This window comes from Xanthobacter autotrophicus (assembly GCF_029991245.1).
GTDB classification, from domain to species: domain Bacteria; phylum Pseudomonadota; class Alphaproteobacteria; order Rhizobiales; family Xanthobacteraceae; genus Xanthobacter; species Xanthobacter autotrophicus_C.
In genome coordinates, this window is record NZ_JAIVFO010000002.1 from 52,307 (window position 1) to 63,516 (window position 11,210).

Genomic DNA, 11,210 nt, shown 5'->3' on the forward strand with positions numbered 1-11,210 from the left:
CGAAACCCTCGTCGAATGACATGCATGCAGGTTTACGCCGCGTAGCTCTGAGGCACCTTCATCCCCCGACTCGGACAGATCGCACACGTGATTGTCGAGTGTCGATTATCACTATAGGGTCTGATTGATGGGGTTTGAACGAGTCGATTTGGCGATGCATCCAGGATCAGCGGTTCGGCAGGAATGTCTTGAGAAGCACGGGTTGAGCGTCACCGACGCCGCCCGGGTGCTTGGCGTGGATCGGCAGACACTCAGCAACCTGTTGAACGCACGATCGGGGATTTCGCCTGAAATGGCGATCCGGCTGGAGAAGGCTTTCGGGACACCGGCCCGGGAGTGGCTGATGCGGCAGCTGGATCATGAACTGGCCGAGGCGATGCACAAGGCCGACAGCATAGACATCCAACCCCTTCCTAGCGCCCCGGACGAGATGCGGGAGCGCTCATGAACGCCGTCGAAATCGAAGAAGCTATCTCGGCGCTGGCAGAGCGGCCTTTCGACGTCTCGGAATTTCCCTACGCGTTCCTCGAAGCTTTCGGGAACAAGGAGACCACGCTCAAGCGCTTGCGCAAGGGCGAGTCCAACAAGTCCGATCTGGGCGGCGTGCTGCAGACAAACAATATCCACATCGCCACCTGCAAGCCCGGTGACGTGACGCGCACGCTGGAAGCATTGAAGGCCAGCCCGGCCACGGCGCGGGCGAAGGCGCGCTTTGTGCTCGCGACGGACGGCGACCTGTTTGAGGCCGAAGATCTCACGACTGATGACGCGCCGCTCTCCTGCACCTATGCCGATTTTCCGAACCACTTCGGCTTCTTCCTGCCATTGGCGGGCATCACCACGGTCAAGCAGGTCCGCGAAAGCTCGTTCGACATCCGGGCGACCAGCCGCCTGAACCGGCTCTATGTTGAGCTGCTGAAGGACAATCCCGACTGGGGCACCGCGCAGCGCCGCCACGACGTGAACCACTTCATGGCCCGGCTGATCTTCTGCTTCTTTGCGGAGGATACCGACATCTTCAACGGCATCGGCGTGTTCACGTCGGCCATCGAGAGAATGAGCGCGAAGGATTCGTCCAACACCCATGAGGTGATCAGCGAACTGTTCCGCGCCATGAACACGAAGGCAACGAAACGGGTTGCGGCGGGCATCCCGCGCTGGGCCGATGGCTTCCCGTATGTGAACGGCGGGCTGTTTTCTGGCAGCACGGATGTACCGCGGTTCAGCCGCATCGCTCGGTCCTATCTGCTGCATATCGGCAGCCTCGACTGGAGGAAGATCAACCCGGATATTTTCGGGTCGATGATCCAGGCGGTAGCCGATGATGACGAGCGCGGCGCGCTCGGCATGCACTACACCAGCGTGCCGAACATCCTGAAGGTGCTGAACCCGCTCTTTCTGGATGACCTTCGTGAGAAGCTGGATGAAGCTAGCGACAATGCGCGCATGTTGCTCAACCTGCGCAAGCGCATGTCTAAGATCCGCGTGTTCGATCCGGCCTGCGGTTCGGGCAATTTCCTTGTCATCGCCTACAAGGAGATGCGGGCTATCGAGGCGGAGATCAAGCGCCGCCGTGATGAAGCCGACCAACGGACGGAAATTCCGCTAACGAACTTTCGCGGGATCGAACTGCGCGACTTTCCAGCCGAGATCGCGCGCTTGGCGCTCATTATCGCCGAATACCAGTGCGATGTGCTCTATCGCGGCCAGAAAGAGGCCCTGCGAGATTTCCTGCCGCTCGATGCGCAGAACTGGATCACCTGCGGCAACGCCCTGCGGCTCGATTGGCTGAGCATCTGCCCGCCGACGGGAACGGGCGTGAGGCACCACGCCGACGACCTGTTTCATACGCCGCTCAATCAGGCGCAGATCGATTTCGAGAATGAGGGCGGCGAGACTTACATTTGCGGAAATCCGCCGTACATCGGCGGAAAGAAACAAAGTGCTGAACAGAAAAGCGACCTCGCGGCCATTTTTTCCGGAGGGCAGCATAAGAACTTAGATTACGTATGCGGGTTCGTTGTTAAAGCTTGCAGATTCATAGATTCTTTTGACAAGGCTGCATTGGTTACTACTAATTCGATCAATCAGGGCACCCATGTCCCAGTGCTCTGGCCAGAGGTTTTCCGAGCCAATTGCGAGTTGGAGTTTGCATACGCACCATTCAAATGGGCGAACAACGCGGCGAACAACGCCGGCGTTTCCTGCACAATTTTGGGTTTGAGAGTACGTAAACCGGGCCCGAAATACATCTGTAACGGAAATACCCGGCGCGAAGTGTCCAATATCAGTCCTTATCTCGTCGAGGGACCGGATCGGATCGTGCAGTCGGAAACGAAGCCGATTTCTGGTCTCTCCAAGATGATCACTGGCAACGCTGCATACGACGGCGGCCACCTTTTTCTTGATAGCCGCGAGGCCCAAGCACTTAGAGGCAGCTTCCAAGAAATTAGCGGCAATATCCGATCTGTCTTGGGCACGTCGGAGTTCATTGACGGCATTTTGCGGTTTTGCCTTTGGTTTAACGACGACGAACTCGACTTCGCGGCCTCGCATCCTGCCGTGGCTCCTCGCATTGCATCTGTGCGCTCCTATCGCGAGACTGGTGGTGATGTTGCCAGGACATTAATTTCTCGTCCTCACCAATTCAGGTATCGGCACGAAGCAAAGCACTGCCAAATACTTGTACCGCAGGTATCATCGGAGCGTAGAGAGTACTTGCCAGTTGGGTATCTGAGCAGTGACACTATAATAACACATCTCGGTCACGCAATTTACGATCCAACGCTAGTCGATCTGTCGGTGCTGAGTTCAAAGCTCCATTTGACGTGGGTCTCGACGATATGTGGGAAGCTGGAAACGCGACTGCGCTACGCTAGCAATCTGGGCTGGAATACGTTTCCGGTACCGATATTGACTGATAAGAACAAAGTTGATCTCACTCGCTGCGCCGAAAATATCCTCCTTGCCCGAGAGGCACATTTCCCAGCGACGATCGCCGAGCTTTATGATCCAGCGACCATGCCCGACGACCTCCGTGCAGCTCACGACCGTAACGACGAGGTGCTCGAGCGCATCTATATCGGCCGTCGATTCAAGAACGACACCGAACGACTCGAAAAGTTGTTCGACCTTTACATCAAAATGACGACAGGATCGAGCAACGCAACCAGAACACGTATGGCGGCGACAGCATGAGCGACTATGCGTTGTTCCAGATGTGGGGTCCATTTCGGCAGTCTCTGATTGCCGGCCACCTCTTCTATGTCGAACAGGCGAGAAGGCGCTTGCTCTCGCAGTTTGAAGACATCGAGGCCGAAGCCGACAAGGCTGCCGAAGAATGGCTTCAGCGAAGCAGCGGACGTTTTGATCCTGATCGGCATGACGCGGGCGACTTCTACGAAGCTGCCAACGACGCCGGCATCGAGTTCTATACCCTTCTAAGTGACATGCGGGACCAGACCCGCTTGAGCGTCGTCGCGGGCATGTTCCATGAATGGGACAAGCAACTGCGCGATTGGCTAGTTCGAGAAATTCAGCATTGGCACCAAGGTGACGCCGCTGCGCAGAAAGTGTGGTCGGCTGATTTCGTGCAGATTGCCGAATTGTTGGCCAGCATTGGTTGGGAGATACGTAGCACGGACTACTTCAAAATTCTTGATGCCTGCCGTCTTGTTGTTAACGTCTATAAGCACGGTAAGGGAAAATCACTTGAGGATCTCAAGCAAAAGTATCCTGAATATCTCGATGACCCGTTTCGCGGCGCTGCATTCTCGAGCGTGGAGTATCGCGACCACACGCATCTAAGGGTGAGTGACGAGCAGTTTCAGGCATTTTCAGATGCGATCATCGCGTTCTGGCAAGCGGTGCCAGAGAACATATTCGAGTCAAAGGTCAATGACGTGCCCGACTGGTTTGGCAAGGCCATCCTGAAAGACCGCACCGGCCACAAACAGGCGAGCAAGCAATGATCGACAATACGCCAAAATCAGTCCCCTCCGTTTCGGTTAAGTATGCCAGCAACGGCAGCTCAACCAAGGCCAACGAGTTCGGCATGCGACCGATGCAGGAGCGCGCCTTCGAGAAGCGCGGCGAGCAATATCTGCTAATCAAGTCGCCGCCAGCCTCGGGCAAGAGCCGCGCGTTGATGTTTATCGCGCTCGACAAGCTGATCAATCAGAGCGTCAAGCAGGCCATCATCGTCGTGCCGGAAAGATCCATCGGCTCTAGCTTTCATGACGAGCCGCTGAGCAAGCACGGCTTCTGGGCGGACTGGCACGTCGAGCCGATGTGGAATCTCTGCGACGCGCCCGGAAACGACAATGGCGGCAAGGTCAATTCGCTCGGCGCGTTCCTTGAAAGCGACGACAAGGTGCTGGTCTGCACTCATGCGACCTTCCGGTTCGCCGTCGACAAATTCGGGGTTGGAGCTTTCGATGACCGTCTGATCGCGGTGGACGAATTCCACCACGTTTCGGCTAATCCCGACAACAAGCTCGGCATCCATCTGGGCGATTTTATCACCCGTGACCGCGTGCATATCGTCGCGATGACCGGATCCTACTTCCGGGGCGACGCCGAGGCGGTGCTGGCGCCGCAGGACGAAGGCAAGTTCGAGAGCGTCACCTACACCTATTATGAGCAGCTCAACGGCTATCAATATCTGAAGCAGCTCGACATTGGCTATTTCTTCTATTCGGATTCCTACGCCGACGACATTCTGAAGGTTCTGAACCCAGCCGAGAAGACGATCATCCACATCCCGAACGTCAATTCGCGCGAGAGCACGAAGGACAAGATCAAGGAGGTGGAGCACATCATCGAGGAGCTGGGCACCTGGCAAGGGACCGATCCGGCCACCGGATTCCAACTGGTCAAGACGCCGGAAGGCCAGATCCTGCGTATTGCCGATCTGGTCGATGACGATCCAGCCAAGCGGGATCGCGTGTCTGCCGCGCTGAAAGACCCTACGCAGAAGAACAACCGCGATCACGTCGACATCATCATCGCGCTGGGCATGGCGAAGGAAGGCTTCGACTGGATCTGGTGCGAACATGCGCTGACGGTTGGCTACCGCTCCAGCCTGACCGAGATCGTGCAGATCATCGGTCGTGCCACCCGTGATGCACCGGGCAAGACCCGCGCCCGCTTCTCAAACCTGATTGCCGAGCCTGCCGCCGCCGACGACATCGTGACCGAAGCGGTGAACGACACGCTGAAAGCGATCGCGGCGAGCCTGCTGATGGAGCAGGTGTTGGCCCCTCGCTTCGAGTTCAAGCCGAAGAATCCGCAAAACGAGCCGACGCCGGGCTTTGACTATGGCGAGGGCGGCTACCATCCGAATAAGTGCAACGTCGGCTTCAACGAGGAATCCGGCAAGTTCCAGATCGAGATCAAAGGCCTTGCCACGCCCAAGAGCGAAGAAGCGACGCGGATCTGCCAAGAAGACCTGAACGAGGTGATCGCGGCCTTCGTGCAGGATAAGACGACGATCGAGCGCGGCCTCTTCGACGAGGAACTCGTCCCCGAGGAACTGACCCAGGTGCGCATGGGTAAGATCATCAAGGACAAGTTCCCGCATCTCGACGCGGAGGATCAGGAGGCCGTGCGTCAGCATGCTGTGGCGGCGTTGAATCTGACCCAGAAGGCGAAGGAAGTCGCGGCGGGCAGCTCGCTCGGCGAGGAGAGCGCGAATACCGCCTTTGTCGATGGCGTGCGCAAGTTCGCGATGGACGTGCGCGAGTTGGACATCGACCTGATCGACCGGATCAATCCGTTCGGGGAGGCCTATGCGATCCTCGCCAAGACGATGAGCGAGGAAAGCTTGAAGCAGGTCGCCGCGGCGATCGCCGCCAAGCGCACCAGCCTGACGCCCGAGGAGGCGAAGGTGATCGCCAAGCGCGCCGTCGAGTTCAAGCGGGAGCGCGGGCGTCTGCCGTCGATCAGCTCGGCCGACGCTTGGGAAAAGCACCTGGCTGGAGGCGCCGCAGCGTTCGTCCGCTTCAAGGATGAGGGCCGCTATGAGTGATCTCGACCTTGATGAACTGCGTGCGGAGCTCGACGATTTCGCGCAACCGGAAAAGAAGGGCGGCCGTTCGCCCCTGGAGGAGCGCATCATCGCGGGCTTTGAGGAGATTCAGCGCTTTGTCGAGAAAAACGGCCACGTTCCGCGCCACGGCGAGGATGGCGATATATTCGAACAGCTCTACGCCGTGCGGCTCGACCGACTGCGCGCGCTGGAAGAATGCCGGTCTCTTCTCACACAGTTTGATCACCAGGGACTGCTTACCGATGCGCCCATGGCGTCTGGCCCGCCCGCTGACTTGATGGATGAGGACGAGCTGCTCGCCGAACTGGAGGGCGCGGCCGGTTCATCCGACATCACCAAGCTGCGCCATGTGCGCACCAGTGCGGAGAAGCGCGAGGCCGAAGAAATCGCGAGCCGCGAGAAGTGCGTGGATTTCGATAGATTCAAGCCCCTATTCCTGCAGGTGCAGGCCGATCTTGAGAGCGGGCGCCGGATCACAAGACCCTTCGTCAAGGATGCAGGTTTCCTGAAAGCCGACATTCAGGCCGGGCAATTCTTCATCCTTGGCGGCCAGACCGCTTATGTGGCGGAGGTTGGAGAGCCGATAAGGGCGCCGAATGGCGAAACCGACGCGCGGCTCCGGGTGATCTATTCCAATGGCACCGAGAGCGACCTGCTGCTGCGATCGCTGCAGCGCGCCCTCTACAAAGATGAGGCTGGTCGGCGTATTACCGAGCCCAGCGCCGGCCCGTTATTCGACGACCAGACTGGCGATGGTGATCAGGCCAGCGGCACGATCTACGTGTTGCGGAGCAAGTCCGACCATCCGCTGGTCGCCGCGAACCGTGAAATCCTGCATAAGATTGGCGTGACGGGCGGCAGCGTCGAGCGGCGTATCGCCAACGCTCGCCTCGATCCCACTTACCTCATGGCCGATGTCGAGATCGTCGCTACTTACGAGCTTTACAACGTCAACCGCGCGAAGCTTGAAACCTTGATCCACAAAGTCTTTGGCGCGGCTCGGCTAGATGTCGAGATCAAAGATCGCTTCGGCCAGCCGATCGTGCCCAAGGAGTGGTTCTTGGTTCCTCTGTTCGCCGTGGATGAGGCCGTCGTCCGCATAAAGGACGGTACGATCACGGGATGCGTCTACGATCCGCAGACTGCGCGTCTGGTGCTTCGGGAACGCTGACCTAGAGTTATCACTTAGGAACATGTTGAAAGGTATTTGGCGCAAAAAAAGCCAATGGTAGTGCGGCAACGTTAGGCGTATCGCAGATCGACTCAAAGGCGCGTGGGGCGGCCAACAAAGCCTCTCCATAATCTAGCAGGCGGCTCGGCCCATTTTGGCAGGGCGAGGCACAATAATTGCTCCGCGTATCCCGCGGATTTTGAGCAGCCCCTTTCGAAGCTCGGAGTGATCCTCTGTTCGGGCGATATCGTCCCAGATGACCACGACAATATGTCTATATGGACTGAGTTCCTGGAGATAGGTGCTTGCATCTGCAGCGACTTCTTCAATCACCTTAGAAAAAGCGGTTTTGCCGGCGCGAAGGAACTTCGCCTCTATAATAAGATCCAAGGAGGGGACTGCGAAGTCAGCCCGGGGCTTATGATGCCCAAGGGATTTCAGCCACTCCTCGTCATCAATATCAGTGAAGACGGGAGCTAGCACGGCCCAAAGTAGGTTTTGAACGTGATATTCATTTTCTATTTGCCAGCGCGCGATGGCGGAGTTCGGCGTGCGAGGTTTGTCTTCCCACGTCCAGTGCCGCAGGCCCGCTGATAGACCCTCAAGCAAGTTTACGACCTGCTCTACCATAATCGCACCTGGTCGGATTGAGGTCGAATTTTTGAGAAGAAAGTGGAGCGCGATCTGCTGCGTGGCGGCACGTGTCATACCGTCGTTTCTACCGCGCCTTTCGGCGATCAACGTCCATGCGGCTTCCTTGTCTTCCTCTGATGCCGGCGTGCCCAAACGTTCGGCCAGCGCAGTTCGTAAGTCGGCCGTCATCGTGCTCATGGATTGTCCGACGAGTTCAGATGCTGAGGCAATGAGCGCATCATTCCAGTCACCGGGACTTCCCGGCGCCGGCTGCTTTGCAAGTAAGTTGCGTAGCCAACTGGCAGATTCTTTTGCCTTGGCCGCGGGCAATTTCGAAATCCCGAGCGCCACTCCGAGCAGGGCTATGCCGTCTACTTCAAACGCGAGTGGCCGACCTGGGACGAAGAAAGACCGCTGCTGGAGCCAATTCAGCGCGTCGACAAACGCGGCCTGAAACCCTGGATCAAGATGGCAAGCATAGCCAAGGACAGCGGCGTGCTTGGACTCACGCACAGCTCCATTTGGCGCCATTGCGGCGTCTCCAAGACCTGCGAGGATTGTGATGTTGCCGTGATGCCTGAACCCCATCCATTGAGAGAACGCGCGAGCGTGTTCCGGCTGGTCCACATCATCGCTGGCCGCGATCGCAAGTGCTTCACTTAGCTGGTCTATCAGATGGGTCACAGGAACCACCGCGTCCGGCCGATGGAACCAAGCATGGTGTCGGGGTCCCAATTGGGTACGTCGCGCAGTCCGGCCAGAAGGCGCGCGATGAGTTCGGAATAGAGGATCGTGATGGGAAGTGGAGCTGGCGTGAACATACGCCATGAGTGACAGGAGAAATCGAAGGCCTGTCGAGCAAGATAGGTCATGTCTCGGAATGTGGACTTCCGATGAAGCTTCAGAAGTGAAGGCTGCGGGAGACCGTGATGCGGCAGCTTCACCTCGCGACTGCCGGTGAAGCAGAGAAGCGTCTCTGAGTCGCTCAGCACGACCGACAATCCTCGCTCTGGAGCAAGCGCTCCCTTGGTGGCGCCTGACCATCGAACGCCTTGATTGGTCTCGTCGAATAGACTGAACGGATGGTCATCGACGACATGCAGGAACGCGTACTTCACTTGTGATAGGCCAAGGTTATCGACGAGCTTAGCAACAGCTTCTGCTTCGGCGTCCTTGATCTGCTTGAACACGTGAAAAATCAGACGGACGTCGTCGGTGCTTCGCCAATTGTCTGTCTTGCGCACCTGCTCGATTGAATGTGCCAGCGACTTGAATAGCTCGTGAGGATAGTCGTCGTACGACACCGCCGCCGTCCGATTTTCGAGAAGATATCTCCCGTCGCTGCTGAAGACGGTCGTGATACCCACAACGCGTTCTTGGCCCCCAAGGCGAGAGGAGCTGATATTTTGCGATCCGATGCCAATGACGAGTTCATGGGCGACGCTCGGGTGCGATTTTAGGAGCCAAGGGACGCCGCCGGCCTTGGCGTAGGTCGCCACACTCATATTGTTTAGCGCGTAGACGAGCCGTCCGTCCGGCATGTTCATCGTATCGAGAGTGATCTCTTGAACGGGCACGCGTTGTTTGAGGAAGGCGGCCTTCACCGAGAAATATGGATTTCTCACCGGAGGTAAGTCACGGAACGCTTTGTCGATCTGCACGATGGCCAGATTCCACTCGAAGCCGTCGTTGGTCGCCGCTTCGATCGCTTCGCGGCACGCAGCGGCGTATTCCGCCACGCTGCTGCCTCGCGATGTGAAGATCTGGACCTTCGGTTTTTGGAGTGCGTAGCGCCGGATGAAGCCCTTCTCGTACGGAATGCGATCACCCGATTTGACGTTTGGGAGACCGTCGAGGAACTTCGCCAAGAACCGATCTACCTGCCCCTCGAACGCCGATTGGCAGACCACCGCGATTCTAAGCTCCTTAGGCGTGAACGAGCGCTGGTCGTATGGTCCGTTCTTGTCGAGACCCCCTTCGTTCCAAGTACCTGTCCGGGTGCCGCTCGGGTCAAAGACCAGGATCGGCTTTTTGATCACCTCGCTTGCGAAATTCCAGCTTCCTTTGACGCTGCCGGTCAGTGGGCCAACGCGAAGTGGGACACCGGGAGCCAACTCGATGTCCTGCCGACGAAGGTAGTCGAACATCCTTCGCGTGTGTTCGAGGCGACCCGGGCCGCTGAGGTGCTTGGATGCAGTGTGATCGGCCGCATTGAGAACCTGCGCGGCCTTCGAACCAAGCAGCCGCTCGGCGCACCAGACCAGGTTTTCCTTTCTGTTCTCGAGGAAGGCATCAGCGAGTTCGATAGAGGAGGGCCCATCGCCGTGGTCTTCAAGTGTGATACGGGATCCTTGAAGTGAGGTGACGCGCCCGGCGAGCTGATACGCGCCGCGCAAGCGCTCGTCGTCGCGAGCATGGAAGGAAGTGACATACCGGCCTTCTATTGGAATACCGGCGGTCATTAGGGCTTCGCAGTTGGCTTCGATCCGGTTGGTGGTGCGTACACCGCACATGAGCAACAACTCCGAGCGCTTGTCGCCAGTGCGGATCGAACGCGTGTCGAAAGAGAAGATCACCCGGCGCTGCAGCCAGTCGGGGAGGCCGCTATCTGCGGGGAGCAGATTTGTAGGCTGCTGCGAGAGAATGCGCAGGGGATGCCATCCTATGACCTCGCGCCCCAACCTTGTGAAAAGCCGTAGCAAGGCGTCGAGGGTGAGAGGCCCTAGAAGCCAAGGCGCTTCGCTTGCGAGGTGATCTTCGGCCGAATTTCCGAGCCGCGTGAGGCCATCGACCAGCGCCACCGAATGGATCGATGAACCGTCCTCTCCCCCGCGCCGGAACAGGTATTCCTGTCTATGTTTGGTGCGGAGTTGCTCGAGGACGTCTCTGTTAAACGGCTGAACGCCCACCGTTAAGCTGGCTTCCGGATCGCTTTCTATACGCACTGCATTGAGTAGGAGCTTTGCCATACAGGATTATCTCTGAGGTCCAGATATTGGAAATGAATGCGAGGCCGGCGTTGCCATCCTGTAAGGGCGGCTCGTTTGATTGTAGAAATAAAAGGCAATGTATCGACCAATGCTCGCCTCTATTCTACGTTGCCTACTGACGCTGGCGGAAAAACTGTCCAGCCAGGTGGGGGGGCGAACTTGGGGGACGCAGCGACGAGCGCGTTCGCGGCGACCTTTGATGTTGCCGACGATCTTCTCTGGCAGGCGAGCGCCGGCCGGCTGGCGGGTCGCGGTGCAATTACTATCGGACGGTCGGGACAGATTGGCCCACTGGTCGAACTGGCGCTCGCGACACGCGCGACGCCGACGGTTTACGGCTCTGTCAAGGTCACCCCGCCTTTCTTTA

General features: G+C 58.0%; 7 protein-coding genes. 5 read left to right on the forward strand and 2 right to left on the reverse strand.

Annotated elements, in window-relative coordinates; translation table 11 throughout:
- Window positions 1-154 precede the first annotated feature (154 nt).
- The 5 genes from K9U41_RS00985 to K9U41_RS01005 are packed head-to-tail and all read left to right on the forward strand — an operon-like array spanning window position 155 to window position 7,220.
- Window positions 155-448, forward strand: a complete 294-nt coding sequence (locus K9U41_RS00985) for a HigA family addiction module antitoxin (protein ID WP_282639038.1) — start codon at window positions 155-157, stop codon at window positions 446-448.
- On the forward strand, window positions 445-3,198 hold the full coding sequence (locus K9U41_RS00990; protein ID WP_282638980.1) for a class I SAM-dependent DNA methyltransferase: 2,754 nt from the start codon (window positions 445-447) through the stop codon (window positions 3,196-3,198). Before K9U41_RS00985 ends, K9U41_RS00990 begins: the two co-directional genes overlap by 4 nt.
- Entirely contained in the window at window positions 3,195-3,971 is a 777-nt protein-coding gene (locus K9U41_RS00995; RefSeq protein WP_282638981.1) for a hypothetical protein, read from the forward strand. The genes K9U41_RS00990 and K9U41_RS00995 overlap by 4 nt, the downstream gene beginning before the upstream one ends.
- Window positions 3,968-6,028, forward strand: a complete 2,061-nt coding sequence (locus K9U41_RS01000; protein WP_282638982.1) for a DEAD/DEAH box helicase — start codon at window positions 3,968-3,970, stop codon at window positions 6,026-6,028. Before K9U41_RS00995 ends, K9U41_RS01000 begins: the two co-directional genes overlap by 4 nt.
- Entirely contained in the window at window positions 6,021-7,220 is a 1,200-nt protein-coding gene (locus K9U41_RS01005; protein WP_282638983.1) for a GIY-YIG nuclease family protein, read from the forward strand. Before K9U41_RS01000 ends, K9U41_RS01005 begins: the two co-directional genes overlap by 8 nt.
- A 132-nt stretch (window positions 7,221-7,352) precedes the next feature.
- On the opposite strand, the gene K9U41_RS01010 is transcribed toward K9U41_RS01005, so the two are convergent.
- On the reverse strand, window positions 7,353-8,537 hold the full coding sequence (locus K9U41_RS01010; RefSeq protein WP_282638984.1) for a hypothetical protein: 1,185 nt from the start codon (window positions 8,535-8,537) through the stop codon (window positions 7,353-7,355).
- A complete protein-coding gene (locus K9U41_RS01015) occupies window positions 8,534-10,822 on the reverse strand; it encodes an argonaute/piwi family protein (protein WP_282638985.1) in 2,289 nt (762 codons plus the stop codon). The genes K9U41_RS01010 and K9U41_RS01015 overlap by 4 nt, the downstream gene beginning before the upstream one ends.
- Window positions 10,823-11,210: the final 388 nt, after the last annotated feature.